The organism is Streptomyces sp. NBC_01171 (genome assembly GCF_045039805.1).
GTDB lineage: Bacteria > Actinomycetota > Actinomycetes > Streptomycetales > Streptomycetaceae > Streptomyces.
Genome location: NZ_CP108609.1, coordinates 5,120,727 through 5,140,373, shown reverse-complemented (window position 1 = coordinate 5,140,373; position 19,647 = coordinate 5,120,727). Strand labels below are relative to the sequence as shown.

General features: G+C 74.4%; 16 protein-coding genes and 1 riboswitch. Of the genes, 14 read left to right on the top strand and 2 right to left on the bottom strand.

Annotation, left to right across the window (positions count from 1 at the left end; all coding sequences use genetic code 11):
- The first annotated feature begins 19 nt into the window (after positions 1-19).
- From OG448_RS23635 to cobI, 8 genes are all read left to right on the top strand, one after another.
- A complete protein-coding gene (locus OG448_RS23635; RefSeq protein ID WP_030815516.1) occupies positions 20-241 on the top strand; it encodes a hypothetical protein in 222 nt (73 codons plus the stop codon).
- 128 nt (positions 242-369) lie between these two features.
- Positions 370-502: riboswitch (cobalamin riboswitch) on the top strand.
- A 98-nt stretch (positions 503-600) separates the two neighbouring features.
- Positions 601-1,542 (top strand): cobalamin biosynthesis protein, encoded by a 942-nt coding sequence (locus tag OG448_RS23630; protein WP_405556661.1) that lies wholly within the window; start codon positions 601-603, stop codon positions 1,540-1,542.
- On the top strand, positions 1,539-3,047 hold the full coding sequence (locus tag OG448_RS23625; protein ID WP_405556659.1) for a cobyric acid synthase: 1,509 nt from the start codon (positions 1,539-1,541) through the stop codon (positions 3,045-3,047). The genes OG448_RS23630 and OG448_RS23625 overlap by 4 nt, the downstream gene beginning before the upstream one ends.
- Positions 3,044-6,694: a cobaltochelatase subunit CobN gene (gene cobN, locus OG448_RS23620; RefSeq protein WP_405556657.1), complete on the top strand. Its 3,651-nt coding sequence runs from the start codon at positions 3,044-3,046 to the stop codon at positions 6,692-6,694. Before OG448_RS23625 ends, cobN begins: the two co-directional genes overlap by 4 nt.
- A complete protein-coding gene (locus OG448_RS23615) occupies positions 6,691-8,691 on the top strand; it encodes a putative cobaltochelatase (protein WP_405556655.1) in 2,001 nt (666 codons plus the stop codon). Before cobN ends, OG448_RS23615 begins: the two co-directional genes overlap by 4 nt.
- On the top strand, positions 8,691-9,290 hold the full coding sequence (gene cobO, locus OG448_RS23610) for a cob(I)yrinic acid a,c-diamide adenosyltransferase (RefSeq protein WP_399567004.1): 600 nt from the start codon (positions 8,691-8,693) through the stop codon (positions 9,288-9,290). Before OG448_RS23615 ends, cobO begins: the two co-directional genes overlap by 1 nt.
- Positions 9,290-10,840 (top strand): cobyrinate a,c-diamide synthase, encoded by a 1,551-nt coding sequence (locus OG448_RS23605; protein WP_405556653.1) that lies wholly within the window; start codon positions 9,290-9,292, stop codon positions 10,838-10,840. Before cobO ends, OG448_RS23605 begins: the two co-directional genes overlap by 1 nt.
- Positions 10,837-11,568, top strand: coding sequence for a precorrin-2 C(20)-methyltransferase (cobI, locus tag OG448_RS23600; RefSeq protein WP_405556651.1), 732 nt, complete (start codon positions 10,837-10,839; stop codon positions 11,566-11,568). Before OG448_RS23605 ends, cobI begins: the two co-directional genes overlap by 4 nt.
- 5 nt (positions 11,569-11,573) lie before the next feature.
- On the opposite strand, the gene OG448_RS23595 is transcribed toward cobI, so the two are convergent.
- Positions 11,574-12,305 carry a ZIP family metal transporter gene (locus OG448_RS23595; protein WP_405556649.1) on the bottom strand — a complete coding sequence of 244 codons (732 nt, stop codon included), beginning with the start codon at positions 12,303-12,305 and terminating at the stop codon, positions 11,574-11,576.
- Positions 12,306-12,446: 141 nt separating this feature from the next.
- On the opposite strand from OG448_RS23595, the gene cobM reads away from it, so the two are divergent.
- Genes cobM through cobC form a run of 6 tightly spaced genes read left to right on the top strand, consistent with a single transcriptional unit; the run spans position 12,447 to position 18,734 of the window.
- Positions 12,447-13,265, top strand: coding sequence for a precorrin-4 C(11)-methyltransferase (gene cobM / locus OG448_RS23590; protein WP_381231749.1), 819 nt, complete (start codon positions 12,447-12,449; stop codon positions 13,263-13,265).
- Positions 13,262-14,497 (top strand): precorrin-6y C5,15-methyltransferase (decarboxylating) subunit CbiE, encoded by a 1,236-nt coding sequence (cbiE, locus tag OG448_RS23585; protein ID WP_405556648.1) that lies wholly within the window; start codon positions 13,262-13,264, stop codon positions 14,495-14,497. Before cobM ends, cbiE begins: the two co-directional genes overlap by 4 nt.
- Positions 14,494-16,185: a precorrin-3B C(17)-methyltransferase gene (gene cobJ, locus OG448_RS23580; protein WP_405556647.1), complete on the top strand. Its 1,692-nt coding sequence runs from the start codon at positions 14,494-14,496 to the stop codon at positions 16,183-16,185. The genes cbiE and cobJ overlap by 4 nt, the downstream gene beginning before the upstream one ends.
- Positions 16,182-16,769, top strand: coding sequence for a precorrin-8X methylmutase (locus OG448_RS23575; protein ID WP_405556646.1), 588 nt, complete (start codon positions 16,182-16,184; stop codon positions 16,767-16,769). The genes cobJ and OG448_RS23575 overlap by 4 nt, the downstream gene beginning before the upstream one ends.
- On the top strand, positions 16,766-17,683 hold the full coding sequence (locus OG448_RS23570) for a sirohydrochlorin chelatase (protein ID WP_405556645.1): 918 nt from the start codon (positions 16,766-16,768) through the stop codon (positions 17,681-17,683). Before OG448_RS23575 ends, OG448_RS23570 begins: the two co-directional genes overlap by 4 nt.
- A complete protein-coding gene (gene cobC / locus OG448_RS23565; protein ID WP_405556644.1) occupies positions 17,673-18,734 on the top strand; it encodes an Rv2231c family pyridoxal phosphate-dependent protein CobC in 1,062 nt (353 codons plus the stop codon). Before OG448_RS23570 ends, cobC begins: the two co-directional genes overlap by 11 nt.
- On the opposite strand, the gene sigJ is transcribed toward cobC, so the two are convergent.
- Entirely contained in the window at positions 18,722-19,609 is an 888-nt protein-coding gene (sigJ, locus tag OG448_RS23560; RefSeq protein WP_405556642.1) for an RNA polymerase sigma factor SigJ, read from the bottom strand. The two genes, cobC and sigJ, sit on opposite strands and share 13 nt — an antisense overlap.
- Between the last annotated feature and the right edge of the window lie 38 nt (positions 19,610-19,647).

The following is a 19,647-nucleotide window of genomic DNA, read 5'->3' as shown; positions in this document are numbered from 1 at the left end:
CAACTGGAGGAACATCCCCATGAAGATCGACTGGGCGGCCCTCGGCTCCGTCTTCGGCGTCAGCCTCGTGGTCACGGTGGCCCTGGTGGGCCTGTTCACCCTCGGCGTCAGCGGACTGGCCCGCCGCGAGCGCGCGGTGGCCACCGGCGGCTCGGCCCCGCTCGCGGTGACCGGCGCCTACGCCTGCTTCGCCGCCTGCGCGGCGGCGGTGGCCTACGGCTTCTATCTGATCGTCGCCTAGCACCGCACCTGGTGAGGCCCCCGCACGGCATGTGCCGCGCGGGGGCCTTCCGCTGTTCCCACCGGTGCCGGTGTGGGGCTCCCCACACTCTTCTCCCGCAGGTCACAGGCAGGTTGACGGTCCTTCCGGGCACGTGGTGGACTTCGCGGGCCATGTACGGCGACAGCAGAGGAAGCCGGTGCGAATCCGGCGCGGTCCCGCCACTGTCACCGGGGAGAAGTCCCCGGGAGCCAGGAACTCTCGTCGCCGGTCTCGTCGAACCAGGGCGTGGACACCCTGAGTGAGGACCTACCGTGATGCCCGGCCGCCGCCCGAGAACCCGCACCAGGAACACCGGCACGCCCACGGCGAGCTAGCCGATGGGCGCCGATCGCTCGTACGCGTACGGTGCCGCCGCCGGCCTCCTCGGTGATCTCCTCCTGGGCGATCCCCACCGCATGCACCCCGTCGCCGCCTTCGGGCGGGCCGCCGGGCGGGTGGAGCGCGCGCTGTGGCACGACCACCGCGGCTGGGGCGCGCTGCACACCCTGGTGTGCGCCGGAGGCGCCACCGCGCTAGGAGTGGTGGCCGCACGCGCCGTACGCCCCTCTGCCGCCGCCTCCGCCGCGCTGACCGCCGCCGCCACCTGGGCCGTCGTGGGCGGTACTTCGCTCGCCCGCGAGGCGCGCGCCGTCGGCCGCGCCCTGGAGCGCGGCGACCTGGCGGCCGCGCGGGCCCGGCTGCCGCATCTGTGCGGGCGCGACCCGCAGGCGCTGGACGCCGACGCGATCGCGCGCGCCGTCGTGGAGTCGGTCGCGGAGAACACCTCCGACGCCGTGGTGGGCGCCCTGGTGTGGGGTGCGGTGGCCGGGGTGCCGGGGCTGCTGGGCTTCCGGGCCGTGAACACGCTGGACGCGATGGTCGGGCACAAGTCGCCCCGGCTGCGCCGCTTCGGCTGGGCCTCCGCCCGGCTGGACGACGTGGCCGGCTGGCCGGGCGCCCGGCTGACCGCCGTACTCGCCGTGCTCGCCGGGGACGACCCGCGTGGGGCGGTACGGGCCTGGCGGGCGGACGCGCACCGGCATCCGAGCCCCAACGCGGGCCCGGTGGAAGCCTCGTTCGCGGGCGCGCTCGGCGTCCGGCTGGGCGGCACCCTCTCCTACGGCGGCCGCGTCGAGCACCGGCCCGTACTCAACGGCACCGGGCGGCCCGTCCGGGTCGCCGACATCGGGCGGGCCGTACGGCTCTCCCGCCGGGTCGGTCTGCTCGCGCTCGGCGTCACCGTCGCCGGGCGCCTCATCGGGAAGGGGCGGGGCAGGTGAGTGGTGGTCTGCTGGTCGCGGGGACGACCTCCGACGCCGGCAAGAGCGTCGTGACGGCCGGGATCTGCCGGTGGCTGGTCCGGCAGGGCGTCAAGGTGGCGCCGTTCAAGGGACAGAACATGTCTCTCAACTCCTTCGTGACCCGTGAGGGCGCGGAGATCGGCCGGGCGCAGGCCATGCAGGCACAGGCGTGCCGTGTGGAGCCGACCGCGCTGATGAACCCCGTGCTGCTCAAGCCCGGCGGCGAGCGCAGCAGCCAAGTGGTGCTGCTGGGGAAGCCGGTGGGCGAGCTGAGCGCGCGCGGCTACCACGGTGGGCGTCAACAGGCTTTGCTGGGAACGGTGTTGGAGTGCCTGGCCGAGTTGCGGGGCACGTATGACGCGGTGATCTGTGAGGGTGCGGGCTCGCCCGCCGAGATCAACCTGCGGCGCACCGACATCGTCAACATGGGCGTCGCGCGCGGCGCGGGGCTGCCCGTCCTCGTCGTCGGCGACATCGACCGGGGCGGTGTCTTCGCCTCCTTCTTCGGCACCGTCGCGCTGCTCTCCCCCGAGGACCAGGCGCTGGTCGCCGGGTTCCTGGTGAACAAGTTCCGCGGCGATGTGACGCTGCTGGAACCGGGCCTGGACATGCTGCGCGGCCTCACCGGACGGCACACCTACGGCGTGCTGCCGTTCCGGCACGGGCTCGGCATCGACGAGGAGGACGGCCTCAGGGTCTCCCTGCGCGGGACCGTACGGGAGTCGGCCGTCGCTCCCCCGCACGGCGAGGACGTACTGCGGGTCGCCGTGTGCGCGGTCCCGCTGATGTCCAACTTCACGGACGTGGACGCCCTCGCCGCCGAACCCGGCGTCGTGGTCCGCTTCGTGGACCGGCCCGAGGAACTGGCCGACGCCGACCTCGTGGTGGTGCCGGGCACGCGCGGGACCGTACGGGCGCTGCGATGGCTGCGCGAGCGGGGTCTCGCGGACGCGCTCGCGCGCCGGGCCGCCGAGGGACGCCCGGTACTCGGGATCTGCGGCGGCTTCCAGGTGCTCGGTGAGCACATCGAGGACGACGTCGAGTCGCGCGCCGGAAGCGTGCCGGGGCTCGGACTGCTCCCCGTGCGGGTGCGGTTCCACCCCGAGAAGACCCTCGCCCGGCCCGTCGGGGAAGCCCTCGGCGAGCCCGTCGAGGGGTACGAGATCCACCACGGGATCGCCGAGGTGCTGGGCGGCACGTCCTTCCTGGACGGCTGCCGCACCGGCCAGGTCTGGGGCACCCACTGGCACGGCTCGCTGGAGTCGGACGGCTTCCGGCGCGCCTTCCTTCGCGAAGTCGCCGCCGCCTCCGGGCGCCGCTTCGTCCCGGCCCCCGACACCTCGTTCGCCGCGCTGCGCGAGGAGCAGCTCGACCTGCTCGGCGACCTCATCGAACACCACGCGGACACGGACGCGCTCTGGCGGCTCATCGAGTCGGGCGCGCCCGCAGGACTGCCCTTCATTCCACCGGGAGCGCCCGCATGAGCACAGTGTTGTTGCTGTCCACCGCCGACACGGACCTGCTGGCCGCCCGCGCCAGCGGCGCCGACTACCGGATCGGCAACCCGTCCCGCGTCGACGCAGGAGCCGACCTGCCCGCCCTGCTCGACGGCGCGGACCTCGCGGTCGTCCGGCTGCTGGGCGGCAAGCGGGCCTGGGAGGACGGACTCGCCGCGCTGAAGACGTCCGGGGTGCCGACGGTGCTGCTGGGCGGCGAGAGCGTGCCGGACGCCGAGCTGATGGCCGAGTCGACCGCCCCGGCCGGGGTCGTCGCGGAGGCGCTGCGCTATCTGGTCGAGGGCGGCCCGGCGAACCTGCTGGAGCTGTCCCGGTTCCTCTCCGACACCGTCCTGCTGACCGGCGAGGGCTTCGAAGAGCCGCACCGGATGCCGGAGTTCGGACTGCACGGTGCCTACGAACAGCGGCCCGGCCGGCCGACCGTGGGCGTGCTCTTCTACCGGGCCCACGAACTCAGCGGCAACACCGCCTTCGTGGACACGCTCTGCGCGGCCATCGAGGAGCACGGCGCCAACGCCCTTCCGGTGTACTGCGGTTCGCTGCGCGACGCGGACGCCGGGCTGTACGAGCTGCTGGGCCGGGCCGACGCCCTGATCGCCACCGTGCTCGCGGCAGGCGGCGCGCACGCCTCGGCCGCCTCGGCGGGCGGCGACGAGGAGGCGTGGGACATCGGCGCCCTCGCGGACCTCGACGTGCCGGTGCTGCAAGGACTCTGCCTCACCTCCACGCGAGCCGCGTGGGACGCCTCGGACGCCGCCCTCTCCCCCATGGACGCGGCGATGCAGGTCGCCATCCCGGAGTTCGACGGCCGCCTGATCACCGTGCCCTTCTCCTTCAAGGAGCCCGGCCCCGACGAGGTCCCGGTCTACGTCGCCGACCCCGAACGCGCGGCACGGGTCGCCGGCATCGCCGTACGGCACGCGGCCCTGCGCCACAAGCCGAACGCCGAGAAGCGGATCGCGCTGGTCTTCACCGCCTACCCGACCAAGCACTCCCGCGTCGGCAACGCCGTCGGCCTGGACACCCCCGCCTCTGCGGTCCGGGTCCTGGACGCGCTACGGGATGCCGGATACGGGGTGAGCGAACACCCTTCCGAGGGCGACGAGTTGATCCACCGGCTGATCGCGGCCGGCGGCCACGACGTGGAGTGGCTGACCGAGGAGCAGCTCGCCGCCGCGCCCGCACGGGTGCCGCTCGCGGACTACCGGGCCTGGTTCGACACCCTCGACCCCGAGCTGCGCGACGCCATGCTGGAGGCGTGGGGCGAGCCGCCGGGGAACCTGTACGTGGACGGCGACGACATCGTGCTCGCCTCCCTGCGGTTCGGGAACGTCGTCGTGATGATCCAGCCGCCGCGCGGCTTCGGCGAGAACCCCATCGCCATCTACCACGACCCCGACATGGCGCCCTCGCACCACTACCTGGCCGCCTACCGCTGGCTGGAGAACAGTTTCGGCGCGGACGCGGTCGTGCACATGGGCAAGCACGGCACCATGGAGTGGCTGCCCGGCAAGGGCCTCGGCCTCTCGCGTGGCTGCGCCCCGGACGCGGTACTCGGTGAACTCCCGCTGATCTACCCGTTCATCGTCAACGACCCCGGTGAGGGCACCCAGGCCAAGCGGCGCGGGCACGCCACGGTGGTCGACCACCTGGTGCCGCCGATGGCCCGCGCCGACACCTACGGCGACCTCGCCAAGCTGGAACAACTGCTGGACGAGTACGCGCTCGTCTCCGACCTGGACCCGGCCAAGGCCCCGGCCGTGCGTGCCCAGATCTGGACGCTGGTCAAGGCCGCCGAGCTGCACCACGACCTGCACGTGGACGAGCAGCCGGAGGACGCCGACTTCGACGAGTTCGTCATGCACATCGACGGCTACCTGTGCGAGATCAAGGATGTGCAGATCCGCGACGGACTGCACATCCTGGGCGGCGGCCCGGAGGGCGAACCCCGCGTCAACCTCGTCCTCGCCGTGCTGCGCGCCTCCCAGGTGTGGGGCGGCCAGGCCGACGCCCTGCCGGGACTGCGGGCCGCGCTGGCCCGGCATTTCGGGCTGGTGGAGAAGGAGCTGCTGGCCGAGCCGGGCGCGCCGGTGAAGGTGCCGGTGGAGCTGACCGACCTGGCCGAGGGCCCGGCGCGCACCGGAGCCGACGCGATCGACCTGCTGGAGAAGCTGTGCCGCGGCATCGCCGAGGGCATGGAGGCGCGGGACTGGGACCGGGCGGCCGTACCGGCGGTGCTGGACCAGGTGCTCGGCTTCGAACTGGCTGACGCCACGGCCGTGTTGGAGTTCGCCTGCACGGAGGTCGTGCCCCGGCTCGCCCGGACCACCGACGAGATCGGGCACATCCTCCACGCGCTGGACGGCGGTTACGTCCCGGCGGGCCCCTCCGGGTCGCCCACGCGGGGCCTGGTCAATGTGCTGCCGACCGGGCGCAACTTCTACTCCGTCGACCCCAAGGCGATCCCCTCCCGGCTGAGTTGGGAGGTCGGGCAGTCGCTCGCGGACTCGCTGGTGCAGCGGTACCTGGCCGACACCGGGGAGTACCCCAAGTCGGTGGGCCTCACCGTGTGGGGCACCTCGGCCATGCGGACCCAGGGCGACGACATCGCGGAGATCCTCGCGCTGCTGGGCTGCCGCCCGGTGTGGGACGACGCCTCGCGCCGGGTCACCGGCTTCGAGATCGTGCCCCTGGCCGAGCTGGGGCGCCCGCGCATCGACGTCACCGTCCGCATCTCCGGCTTCTTCCGGGACGCGTTCCCGCACGTGGTCGGGCTGATCGACGACGCGGTGCGCGCGGTGGCCGAGCTGGACGAGCCGGCCGGGTCCAACTACGTCCGCGCCCATGTCGAGGAGGACACCGCCGAACACGGCGACCGCCGCCGCGCCACGGCCCGCGTCTTCGGCTCCAAGCCGGGCGCGTACGGCGCGGGCCTGCTCCCCCTGATCGACGCCCGCAACTGGCGCTCCGACGCGGACCTCGCCGAGGTGTACGCGGTCTGGGGCGGCTACGCCTACGGGCGCGGGCTGGACGGGCGCGCGGCGCGGGGGGACATGGAGACGGCGTTCAAGCGGATCGCGGTGGCGGCGAAGAACGTCGACACCCGCGAGCACGACCTGGTCGACGCCGACGACTACTTCCAGTACCACGGCGGCATGGTCGCCATGGTCCGCCACCTGACCGGCACCAGCCCCGAGGCGTACGTGGGTGACTCGGCCGTCCCCGACCAGGTCAAGACCCGCACCCTTGGCGAGGAGACCCACCGTGTCTTCCGCGCCCGCGTGGTCAACCCGCGCTGGATGGCCGCGATGCGCAGGCACGGCTACAAGGGTGCCTTCGAGATGGCGGCGACCGTGGACTACCTCTTCGGGTACGACGCCACGGCGGGCGTGGTGGACGACTGGATGTACGAGAAGTTGTCGGCCGAGTACGTCTTCGACCCGGAGAACCAGGACTTCATGAAGAAGTCCAACCCGTGGGCCCTGCGCGGCATCACCGAGCGCCTGCTGGAGGCGGCGGACCGGGGGCTGTGGGAGGAGCCGGACCAGGAGACCTTGGAAAGGCTCCGGGCGACGTATCTGGAACTCGAGGGAGAGCTGGAGGGAGACGAGTGAGCACGCGATTCCCGTTCACCGCGGTGGTCGGGCAGCAGGATCTGCAACTGGCTCTGCTGCTCAACGCCGTCGCGCCGAACATCGGCGGGGTGCTCGTGCGGGGCGAGAAGGGCACCGCGAAGAGCACCGCCGTACGCGCGCTGGCGGCGCTGCTGCCCGAGGTCGAGGTGGTCGCCGGATGCCGGTTCTCCTGTGACCCGGCCTCCCCGGACCCGACCTGCCCGGACGGGCCGCACACCGTGGTGGCGGCCGAGGCGCGGGACGCGCGCATGGTCGAGCTGCCGGTCGGCGCGTCCGAGGACCGGCTGGTCGGTGCACTGGACATCGAGCGGGCGCTCGCGGAGGGGGTCAAGGCTTTCGAGCCGGGGCTGCTGGCCGCCGCCAACCGGGGCATCCTCTACGTCGACGAAGTCAACCTGCTGCACGACCACTTGGTGGACGTGCTGCTGGACGCGGCCGCGATGGGCGCTTCGTACGTCGAGCGCGAGGGTGTCTCCGTACGGCATGCCGCGCGGTTCCTGCTCGTCGGGACGATGAACCCCGAAGAGGGCGAGCTGCGGCCGCAGTTGCTCGACCGGTTCGGGCTGACGGTCGAAGTGGCCGCCTCGCGGGAGCCGGATCAGCGGGTGGAGGTCGTGCGGCGCAGGCTGGCGTACGACGACGATCCGGCCGGGTTCGCTGCGCGCTGGGCGGATGAGGAGCGTGCCGTACGGCAGCGCATCGTCGCGGCACGGGAGTTGCTCCCCAAGGTGCGGCTGGGCGACGGGGCGCTTAAGCAGATCGCGGCGACCTGTGCCGCGTTCGAGGTGGACGGCATGCGGGCCGACATCGTGATGGCGCGTACCGCGACCGCGCTGGCCGCATGGGACGGGCGGAGCGATGTGCTGGCCGAGGACGTGCGGCAGGCCGCATTGCTGGCGCTGCCGCACCGGCGGCGGCGCAACCCCTTCGACGCGCCGGGGCTGGACGAGGACAAGCTCGACCAGACGCTGGAGGAGTCGGCCGGGGACGATGACGATCCCGATCCCGGCCCGGACGGGCCCGGTGGCGGCGGGCAGCCCTCGCCCGAGGAGGGTCCGCAGGGCGGGGACGCCGGAGCGCAGCCCGAGGCCGGGGAGGACGGCGAGCCGCAGCCGGCCGCCGGCGGTGCGGGTGAGCAGGCGCCGGCACGGGCGGCGGAGCCGTTCCGCACCAAGGCGCTGACCGTGCCCGGTGTCGGGGCGGGCGCGGCCGGGCGGCGTTCGCGGGCGCGGACCGAGCGCGGGCGGACCACCGGTGCGCTGCGGCCGCGCGGGGCGCTGACCAAGCTGCATCTGGCGGCCACCGTGCGGGCGGCCGCGCCGCACCAGCGGGCGCGGGGGCGTTCGGGGCCGGGGCTGGTGCTGCGCCGGGACGATCTGCGGCAGGCGGCGCGGGAGGGGCGCGAGGGGAACCTCGTGCTGTTCGTGGTGGACGCCTCCGGTTCGATGGCGGCGCGGCAGCGGATGAGCGCGGTGAAGGGTGCCGTGCTGTCGCTGCTGCTGGACGCCTACCAGCGGCGGGACAAGGTCGGTCTGGTGACCTTCCGGGGTACGGCCGCCGAGGTGGCGCTGCCGCCGACCTCGTCGGTGGACGCGGCGGCGGCCCGGCTGGAGTCGCTGCCGACGGGCGGCCGTACGCCGCTGGCGGCGGGGCTGCTGAAGGCGCACGACGTGCTGCGGGTGGAGCGGCTGCGGGACCCGTCGCGGCGGGCGCTGCTGGTGGTGGTGACGGACGGACGGGCGACCGGTGGTCCGGAGCCGGTGGCGCTGGCGGGGCGTGCGGCGCGGCTGTTCGGCGCGGAGTCGGTGGCCTCGGTGGTCGTGGACTGCGAGTCGGGGCCGGTGCGGCTGGGGCTCGCGGGGCGGCTCGCGGAGGAGCTGGGGGGTACGGCGGTGACGCTGGAGGAGCTGCGGGCGGACGCGATCGCCGGGCTGGTCAGGGATGTGCGGGGGACGACTTCGAGGAGGGCCGCGTAGTGCCGCAGGGGCAGCCGAGTGTGGTGCCGGACGACGGGTTGACGACGCGGCAGCGGCGCAATCGTCCGCTGGTGGTCGTGCACACGGGGATCGGGAAGGGCAAGTCGACGGCCGCGTTCGGGCTGGCGCTGCGGGCCTGGAACCAGGGGTGGCCGATCGGGGTGTTCCAGTTCGTCAAGTCGGCGAAGTGGAAGGTCGGCGAGGAGAACGCGCTGCGGGTGCTGGGTGCCTCCGGCGAGGGCGGGTCGGTCGACTGGCACAAGATGGGCGAGGGGTGGTCCTGGGTGCAGCGGGACGCCCAGCTCGACAACGAGGAGAAGGCTCGGGAGGGGTGGGCGCAGGTCAAGCGGGACCTGGCCGCCGAGACGTACCGGCTGTACGTGCTGGACGAGTTCGCCTACCCGATGCACTGGGGGTGGGTGGACACGGAGGAGGTCGTCGAGGTGCTGCGGGCCCGGCCGGGCAATCAGCACGTGGTGATCACGGGGCGTAACGCGCCCGCCGCCTTGGTGGAGTTCGCGGACCTGGTGACCGACATGTCCAAGGTGAAGCATCCGATGGACGCCGGGCAGAAGGGGCAGAGGGGCATCGAGTGGTGATGTCCGTACCCCGGCTGGTCATCGCCGCGCCCTCGTCGGGCAGCGGGAAGACCACCGTCGCCACGGGGCTGATGGCCGCGTTCGCCGCGCGGGGGCTTGCCGTGTCTCCGCACAAGGTGGGGCCGGACTACATCGATCCCGGGTATCACGCGCTCGCGACGGGGCGGGTGGGGCGGAATCTCGACGCGTATCTGTGCGGGCCCGAGCTGGTCGCTCCGCTGTTCGCCCATGGGGCGCGGGGGTGTGATCTCGCCGTGGTCGAGGGTGTGATGGGGCTGTACGACGGGGCCGCGGGGCAGGGGGAGCTGGCGTCCACGGCGCAGGTCTCCAAGTTGCTGCGGGCGCCGGTGGTGCTGGTCGTGGACGCGTCGTCGCAGTCGCGGTCGGTGGCGGCGCTGGTGCACGGGTTCGCCTCCTGGGACGCGGGGGTGCGGATCGGGGGCGTGATCCTCAACAAGGTGGGGTCGGAGCGGCATGAGGTTCTGCTGCGGGAGGCTCTGGACGAGGCGGGGGTGCCCGTGCTGGGCGCGCTGCGGCGGGCCGAGCAGGTGGCTACGCCGTCTCGGCATCTGGGGTTGGTGCCGGTGGCTGAGCGGGGTGCCGCCGCGGTGTCCGCGGTCGCGGCCATGGCGGCGCGGGTTTCCGCCGGGTGCGACCTGGATGCGCTGATGGCGCTGGCCCGGAGCGCGGGTGCCTTGCCGGGTGCGGGGTGGTCTCCGGCTGAGGCCCTGTCTTCGCCCACCCACGAACACCCGTCTCGGTCGGTCGAGAAGCGGGACGTGGGGTCGGGTCGGTCGGGCGGGGAGACGGAGCGCGGATCTGCCCTGCGTGACCGCTCCGTCGGCGCCGTCGCTGCGAGTGAGCGTGCCGTGCACACCGCCGCCGGCGGGGCCGCTGCAAGCGAGCGCCCTGTCGTCACCGGCACCGAGGGCCCCTCCGCAAGTGAGCGTCCCCTCGTAGCCGTCGCCGGCGGGCCCGCATTCACCTTCTCCTACGCCGAGCACGCCGAGTTGCTCGATGCCGCCGGGGCGGAGGTCGTCACGTTCGACCCGCTGCGGGACGAGCGGCTGCCCGAGGGGACTCGGGGGCTCGTCATCGGTGGGGGGTTCCCGGAGGTCTACGCGAGTGAGCTGGGGGCCAACGAGTCGCTGCGCAAGGAGATCGCGGAGCTGGCCCTCGGCGGGGCGCCCGTTGCCGCCGAGTGTGCGGGGTTGCTCTATCTGTGCCGGGAACTCGACGGGACCCCCATGTGCGGGGTGCTGGACGCGTCCGCGCGGATGGGCGAGCGGTTGACGCTCGGGTATCGGGATGCCGTGGCCGTCGCGGACAGCGTGTTGGCGGTGGCCGGGACTCGGATGCGGGGGCATGAGTTTCATCGGACCGTGATCGAGCCGGGGGCTGGGGACGCGCCCGCGTGGGGCGTCGTCGCGCCCGCTCGGCGGGTGGAGGGGTTCGTGCAGCAGGGCGTGCACGCGAGTTATCTGCATACGCACTGGGCGTCGGAGCCCGGGGTGGCCCGGAGATTCACGGAGAGGTGCCGGACTTCATGAGCAGCAGGCTGGTCGGGGTCGGAGTGGGTCCCGGGGACCCGGAGCTGGTGACCGTGAAGGGGGTCAACGCGCTACGGGCCGCCGATGTGGTGGTCGTACCGGTGATGGACACCATGGAGCGGGGCCGTGCGGAGGCGACGGTGCTGCACCACGTGTCCGGGCAGAAGATCGTCCGGGTGGTGTTCGCGCTGAACGAGCGGACGGACCGTGCGCGCCGCGAGGCCGCGTGGGACGCGGCGGGCGCGCGGGTCGCGGAGCTGCTGCGGGAGCACCCGTACGTGGCGTTCGCGACCATCGGCGATCCCAACGTGTACTCCACCTTCACCTACCTCGCGCAGACGCTCCAGGAGCTGGTGCCGGAACTGGTCGTCGAGACCGTGCCCGGCATCACCGCGATGCAGGATCTCGCGGCCAGGTCGGGTGCGGTGCTGACCGAGGGCACCGAACCGCTGACGCTGGTCCCGGTGACGGCGGGCGCGGCGGCGCTGAAGGAGGCACTGGCGGGGCCGGGGACCGTGGTGGCGTACAAGTTCGGGCGGCGCGCGGCCGAGGTGGCGAAGGCACTGCGGGAGGCCGGCCGGCTGGAGGACGCGGTGTGGGGTTCGGCCCTGGGCCTGCCGGAGGAGTCGGTACGGCCCGCCGCCGAGTTGGACGGCGACGCGCTGCCGTACCTGTCGACGCTCATAGCGCCGCCCCGGCGCGAGGGCGGCCGGGGCGGGAAGCTGTGAGGGGGTCAGCCGCCGGAGAGGCCGACCACCAGCCAGATGAAGGCGGCGCCCGCGACGGTGCAGAGCACGGTGGAGCGGGCCGGGTGGTCGTGGTGGGCCTCGGGGAGGATCTCGGCGGCGGCGAGGTAGAGCAGCGCGCCACCGAAGAGGCCGAGGTAGCCGCCGAGCAGCGGTTCCGGGATGTGCACGAACATCGTGGACACCGCGCCCAGCATCGGCGCGCAGGCGTCGGCGACCAGCATGGCGACGGCCCGGCGGCGGGCGTTGCCGTACAGGCTGGTGATGGTGAAGGTGTTGAAGCCGTCGGCGAAGTCGTGCGCGATCACGGCGAGGGCGACGGACAGGCCCATGCCGCCGCCGATCTGGAAGGCGGCGCCGATGGCGACGCCGTCCATGAAGCTGTGCCCGACCATCGCGGCGGCCGCCGTGAGGCCGACCTCGGGCGCCCGGTGGGTGTGCTCGCCGGCGCCGTGCGCGGCCTGACGGCCGGCGAGGAGACGTTCCACCAGGTGGGCCAGCAGGAATCCGGCGACGAACAGCACGAGCGCCGCGGGTACGCCGAACACCTTGTGGCCGGCCGCCTCCAGCGCCTCGGGCAGCAGGTCGAAGCCGACCACGCCCAGCATGAGGCCGCCGGCCAGGCCCAGGACCAGGTGGCGACGGTCGGTCACGCGCTGTGCCGTCCAGCCGCCGGCCAGCGTCATCAGGAACGCGCCGAGCGCGACAAGGACCGCCATAAGCCCTTGCTATCCGATGCGGGGCCCTGTGCGCACATCCTGCGTCCCGCAAACCTCACCAGACCCTGACATTCACCCCAGTTCCCGTTGTCCCGGACCACGACCACGCGTCCGGGCTTCCCGTAGGAGAGGACCCTTCCCATGGCCGATGCCCCCGCCGGCAAGGTGACGTTCGTCGGTGCCGGGCCCGGTGCCGCCGATCTGCTGACGTTCCGCGCGGCCCGCGCGATCGCTGAGGCGGACGTGGTGATCTGGGCGGCCAGCCTGGTCCGCGCCGAGGTGCTGGAGCACGCCCGCGCGGACGCGGAGATCCTGGACTCGGCCACTCTCTCCCTGGAGGACGTGGTGGCCGTGTACCGGCGGGCCCACGCGGAGGGTCTGAAGGTCGCGCGGGTGCACTCCGGGGACCCCTCGCTGTGGGGCGGCACGCAGGAGCAGATGGACCGGTGCGCGGAGGTCGGGATCGCCACGGAGATCGTGCCGGGCGTGTCCTCGTTCTCGGCGGTGGCCGCGCTGGCGGGGCGGGAGCTGACCATCCCGGAGGTGGCACAGTCGGTGATCCTGACCCGCCTCGGCGGCGGCAAGACGCCGATGCCGCCCGGTGAGGAGGTGCGCGAGTTCGCCCGGCACGGCACCACGATGGCGGTGTTCCTGTCGGCGGCGCGCAGCGGCCAGTTGGTGCGGGAGCTGCTGGAGGGCGGCTACCCGACGTCCACCCCGGTCGTGGTCGCCCATCAGGTGACCTGGCCGGAGGAGCTGGTGGTGCGGTGCACGATCGGCACTCTGGAGGAGACCGTCAAGGAGCACCGGCTGTGGAAGCACACCCTGTTCCTGGTCGGCGCGGCGCTGGACGCGCACGGCACCCGCTCGCACCTGTACCACCCCGGCCACTTCCACGGCTTCCGCAAGGCCGACCCGGAGGCGCGGCGGGCGCTGCGTGAGCGGGGGGCGAGCAGTTGATCACGGTCGTCGGCGCGGGGACGGGCACCCCGGTCCCGCCGGACGCGCTCGCCGGGGCGGAGCTGGTGGTCGGCGGGCAGCGTCACCTGGACGCGGCGCCGGTGCCCGAGGGCGCGGCACGCGTGGCGCTCGGCCCGCTGGCGCCCGCCCTGGACGCGATCGAGAAGTACGTGACCGAGGAGCGGCCGGTGGTGGTGCTGGCCTCGGGCGATCCGGGGTTCTTCGGCATCGTGCGCGTGCTGGCGGAACGCTTCGGGGCCGGGCTGCTCGATGTGCGGCCGGGAGTGTCCTCGGTGGCGGGCGCCTTCGCCCGGCTGGGGCTGACCTGGGACGACGCGGTCGTGGTGAGCGCGCACGGCCGGGACCTGCGGACCGCGGTGAACGTGTGCCGGGCGCGCCCGAAGGTCGCGGTGCTGACCGGTCCGGGCTCGGGTCCGGCCGAGCTGGGTGCCCGGCTGGACGGTACGGGCCGGGTGCTGGTCGTGGTGAGCGCGCTCGGTGATCCGCAGCGGGAGCGGGTGGAGCGGGTGACGCCCGCCGAGGCCGCCGCGCGGGACTGGGGTCCGGCGGTGAGCGTGGTGCTGTGCCTGGACGAGACGCGTGACGAGGACGGTCCGCGCACGGTCGCCGGTCCGGGTGCCGGGCCCGCGCGGTGGGCGCTGGCGGAGAGCGAGTTCGCGCACCGGGATTCGATGATCACCAAGTTCGAGGTGCGGGCGCTGGCGCTCGCCCGGCTCGGCCCGCGCCTGGGCGACCTGGTGTGGGACGTGGGCGCGGGGTCGGGCTCGGTGGCCGTGGAGTGCGCGCGGCTCGGCGCGGCCGTGACCGCCGTGGAGAAGACCGAGGACGGCGCCGGCCGGGTACGGGCCAACGCCCGCGCCCATGGCGTCGACGTGAGGGTGGTGCACGGCACCGCCCCGGAGGCGCTGGCCGGTCTTGACGAGCCCGACGCGGTGTTCGTGGGCGGTGGCGGCCGTGATCTGCCCGCCGTGGTCGGCGTCTGCGCCGAGCGGGCGCGGCGGACGGTCGTGGTGGCCGTGGCCGCGCTGGACCGGGTCGGCCCGGTGCGCGAGGCGCTGACAGGGGCCGGGTTCGGCTGTGAGGGCGTGCTGTTGCAGTCCTCGCGGCTGGCGCCGCTGCCGGGTGACGTGACCCGGCTGGCGGCCGGCAACCCCGTTTTCCTGCTGTGGGGCGACCGCCTCCCGGCACGGAGTGAAGGAGGAGTCCAGTGATCGGCCTGATTTCCGCCACCGCGGCGGGGGCGGCGGCCCGCGACCGGCTGGCCGCGGCCTGGCCGGACCGTACGCGGGTGTACGAGGGCCCGGCCGGGGAGGCCGTACGGGCGGCGTTCGCGGAGTGCGACCGGCTGGTGTGCTTCCTGGCCACCGGCGCCACGGTCCGGCTGCTGGCCCCGCTGCTCGGGGACAAGGCGGCCGATCCGGGTGTGGTGTGCGTGGACGAGGGCGGCCGGTTCGCGGTTTCCCTGGTGGGCGGGCACGGCGGCGGCGCCAATGAACTCGCGCGGGAAGTGGGCGAGTTGCTGGGTGCCGAGCCGGTGGTGACGACGGCCACGGACGCGGTGGGCCTGGCCGGCCTGGACACCCTGGGCCTGCCGGTGGAGGGGGCGGTCGCGGCGGTGTCGCGGGCGCTGCTGGACGGGGAACCGGTCACGCTGGAGGCCGAGTCGACCTGGCCGTTGCCGCCGGTGCCGTTCGCCGAACAGGGCGCGTACACGGTGCGGTTGACCGACCGCGATGTCCAACCGGACTCGTACGAGGTGCTGTTGAGGCCGCCGTCGCTGGTCGTCGGGGTCGGCGCCTCCAAGGGTGCGCCGGTCGAGGAGGTGCTCGGGCTGATCGAGGAGGCGTTGCGCGGGGCGGGGCTCTCGGTGCGTTCGGTGGCCGAACTCGCCACCGTGGACGCCAAGTCGGAGGAGCCGGGCATCGTGGCCGCCGCCGAGCGGCTGGGCGTGCCCCTGGTGACGTACCCGGCGGACGAACTGGCCGCCGTGGCCGTGCCGAACCCCTCCGACGCACCCCTCGCGGCGGTCGGCACCCCGTCGGTGGCGGAGGCCGCGGCGCTGCGGAACGGCGGTGAACTCCTCGTACCCAAGCGGAAGTCGGCCGCGACGCCCGCGATGGCGACCTGCGCTGTCGTACGGCGCCCCGGCCGGGGGCGGCTCGCGGTGGTCGGGCTCGGGCCCGGCGCCCGCGACCTGCTCACCCCGCGCGCGGCCGCCGAACTGCGGCGCGCCTCGGTGCTGGTGGGCCTGGACCAGTACGTCGACCAGATCCGCGACCTGATCCGGCCCGGCACCCGGGTGCTGGAGTCGGGGCTCGGCGCGGAGGAGGAGCGGGCCCGTACGGCGGTCGCGGAGGCCCGTAAGGGGCACGCGGTGGCGCTGATCGGCAGCGGGGACGCGGGTGTGTACGCCATGGCCTCCCCCGCCCTCGCGGAGGCGTCCGACGACATCGACGTGGTCGGCGTACCCGGTGTCACGGCCGCGCTCGCGGCCGGGGCGGTGCTGGGCGCGCCGCTGGGCCACGACCATGTGTCGATCAGCCTCTCCGACCTGCACACCCCGTGGGAGGTCATCGAGCGCCGGGTCCGCGCGGCCGCCGAGGCGGACATCGTGGTGACCTTCTACAACCCCCGCTCGCGTGGCCGGGACTGGCAGCTCCCCAAGGCCCTCGCCGTCCTCGCCGGCCACCGGGAGGCGGGGACGCCGGTCGGCGTGGTGCGCAACGCCTCCCGGCCGGACGAGTCCGCACGGCTGACCACGCTCGCCGAACTCGACCCGGCGACCGTCGACATGATGACGGTGGTCACCGTCGGCAACACCGCCACCCGGAACATCGCCGGGCGCATGGTGACCCCGCGCGGCTACCGCTGGCAGCACGCCCCGGAGGGAGCCCGGTGAACCGTGTCGTCCACCCCATCGAGCAGGAGTCGTTCCGGCGGCTGCGCGCCCGCCTGGACACCTCCGGCTTCCCGCCGCTGACCCGTGCGGTGGTGGAGCGGGTCATCCACTCCGCCGCCGACCTCGACTACGCCACCGACCTCGTCACGGCCGAGGCCGACCTCCGGCGCGGGCACGCCGCGCTGCACGCCGGGGCGCCGGTCGTCGTGGACGTGGAGATGGTCGCGGCCGGGATCACCCGCCGCGACACCGTCTGCCGGCTGCGGGAGGCCACGTCCGGTCCGGGGCTGACCCGTTCGGCGCACGCCGTGCGGCTCGCGTACGAGCAGGTCGGCCCCGGCGCGCTGTGGGTGATCGGCTGCGCGCCGACCGCGCTGGAGGAGCTGCTCACCCTGGACGCCGACCCGGCGCTCGTCATCGGGCTGCCGGTCGGCTTCGTGGGCGCCGCCGAGTCCAAGGAGGCGCTGCGCGCGAGCGGGCTGCCCGCCGTGAGCAACGTGTCCGAGAAGGGCGGCTCGGCGGTCGCCGCCGCCGCGCTCAACGCCCTGCTGTACCACCCGACTCACCCCGAGGAGAAACCGTGACCACCCAGCCGCCCGCCCTGCTCATCGCCGGACACGGCACCCGTGACGAGGCCGGGGCCGAGGCGTTCCGCGACTTCGTGAAGGAGCTGGGCCGCCGCCACCCCGAACTGCCCGTCGCGGGCGGCTTCATCGAGCTGTCGCCGCCCCCGCTGGGCGAGGCCGTCACCGAGCTGGTGGAGCGGGGCGTACGCCGCTTCGCCGCCGTGCCGCTGATGCTGGTGTCCGCCGGGCACGCCAAGGGCGACATACCGGCGGCGCTGGCCCGCGAGAAGGAGCGCCATCCGGGCGTCACCTACACCTACGGGCGCCCCCTCGGCCCGCACCCCGCCCTGCTGAGCGTGCTGGAACGCCGGCTGGACGAGGCCCTCGCCGGCACCGCCCGGGAGGACGTGACCGTCCTGCTGGTCGGGCGCGGCTCCACCGACCCGGACGCCAACGCCGAGGTGTGCAAGGCGGCCCGGCTGCTGTGGGAGGGGCGCGGATACGCGGGGGTGGAGACGGCGTTCGTGTCGCTGGCGGCGCCGGACGTGCCGAGCGGCCTGGACCGGGTCGCCCGGCTGGGGGCGCGGCGGGTCGTCGTGCTGCCGTACTTCCTGTTCACCGGCATCCTCCCGGAGCGGGTGCGGCGGCAGACCGAGGAGTGGGCGGCCGCGCACCCGGAGGTGGAGGTGCGCTCGGCGGACGTGATCGGGCCCGAGCCGGAGCTGCTGGACCTGGTGATGGAGCGGTACGCCGAGGCCGTCGCCGGTGATCTGCGCATGAACTGCGACTCCTGTGTGTACCGGATCGCGCTGCCGGGCTTCGAGGACAAGGTGGGCCAGCCGCAACAGCCGCACTTCCACCCGGACGACGACGGCCATGACCACGGACACGGCCACCACCACGGCGGCCACACCCACAGCCATGCGCACTGACGCCGGGCCCGATCTGCGCCACCACGGGGACGCCGAGGTCCGCGACGCCGGGGCGGACCTGGTGGACCTCGCCGTCAACGTCCGCGCGGACACGCCCCCGCGCTGGCTGCGCGAGGAGATCGCGGCCTCGCTGACCGGTCTCGCGGCCTACCCGGACGGGCGGGCCGCGCGGGCGGCGGTGGCTCAGCGGCACGGGCTGCCGGTGGAGCGGGTGCTGCTGACGGCGGGCGCGGCGGAGGCGTTCGTGCTGCTGGCCCGCGCGCTTCAGGTGCGGCGGCCGGTGGTGGTGCATCCGCAGTTCACCGAGCCGGAGGCGGCGCTGCGGGACGCGGGGCACACGGTGGAGCGGGTGCTGCTGAGCGCGCGGGACGGCTTCCGGCTGGACCCGGCACTGGTGCCCGAGGACGCCGACCTGGTGATCGTCGGCAACCCGACCAACCCCACCTCGGTGCTCCACCCGGCCGGGGTGCTCACCCGACTGGCCCGCCCTGGCCGCACGTTGGTGGTCGACGAGGCGTTCATGGACGCGGTGCCGGGTGAGCGGGAGGCGCTGGCCGGGCGGACGGACGTGCCCGGCCTGGTGGTGCTGCGCAGTCTGACCAAGACCTGGGGCCTGGCCGGGCTCCGGGTCGGCTACGTCCTCGCGCCCCCGGAGACGGTCACCGCCCTGGAACGCGCCCAGCCCCTGTGGCCGGTGTCCACCCCGGCCCTGGCCGCGACCCGGGCCTGCGTGGCCCCCCGCGCCCTCGCCGAGGCGGCCCACGCGGCCCACCGCACGGCCGCCGACCGCACCCATCTCCTCACCGGCCTGGCCGGGTTGACCCCGCACGGCCTCAAGGTGACCGGCCCTGCGGAGGCCCCCTTCGTCCTCCTGGAGCTGCCGGACGCACAGCGCGTACGGCATCGCCTGCGCGAGCTGGGCTACGCGGTCCGCCGGGGCGACACCTTCCCCGGACTCGGCCCCGACTGGCTCCGCGTGGCGGTCCGGGACCGGACGACGATGGCGGGGTTCGTCGAGGCGCTGGGCGCGGCGTTGACTCAGGAGGGCTGAGGTCCCGCCGGCCACGGCCGCAGTTTCTCCGGGTTGCGGACCACCCAGATCCGGGTGACGCGGTCGTCGTCGATGTCGAAGGCGGCGACGGTGACCACGGCGCCGTCGCGGCGGGCCACCAGGCCGGGCAGGCCGTTGACCGAGCGCTCCAGGAGTTCGAGGCCGGGCGCCCGGTCCGCGATGGCGGCCATGTACTGGGCGATGCGCGGGCCGCCCTCGACCGGGCGCAGGACGGTGCCGACCATGCCGCCGCCGTCGGCGGTCATCACGGCGGCCGGGTCGAGGAGGCCGACGAGGGCGGCGATGTCCTTGTTCTCCCACGCCTCCTTCACCCGCCGCACCACGTCGGCCCGCACCGGCGCCGGAGCCCGCGCGGCACTCACCCGCCGCCGCGCGGAGGCCGCCAACTGCTTGCAGGCCGCCGGGGTCCGCCCCAGCACCTGCGCGATCTCCGCGAACGGGTACCGGAAGACGTCGTGCAGCACGAACGCCACCCGCTCGGCCGGTGTCATCGACTCCAGGACGACCAGGAACGCCATCGCCACCGACTCGTCCCGCACGATCAGATCGGCGGGGTCGGCGTCGCCCGTACCGTCCCACTCGGCGCGGTCGGGCAGCGGCTCGGGCAGCCAGGCGCCGACGTAACGCTCCCGGCGGGCCCGCGCCGAGCCGAGCAGGTCCAGGCAGATCCGGCCGGTCACCGTGGTCAGCCAGGCGCCGGGCGACAGGATCTCCGCCCGCCGCCCGTCCGGCAGCCCGTACCAGCGCGCGTACGCGTCCTGTACGGCGTCCTCGGCCTCGGTCACCGAGCCGAGCAACCGGTAGGCCACGTTCAGCAGTTGGCGCCGCTCGACCCTGTCCTCCACAGTCCCCATGTCTCCGGCCGCCCCCCTCGCCTTACCTTTCGCAGGCC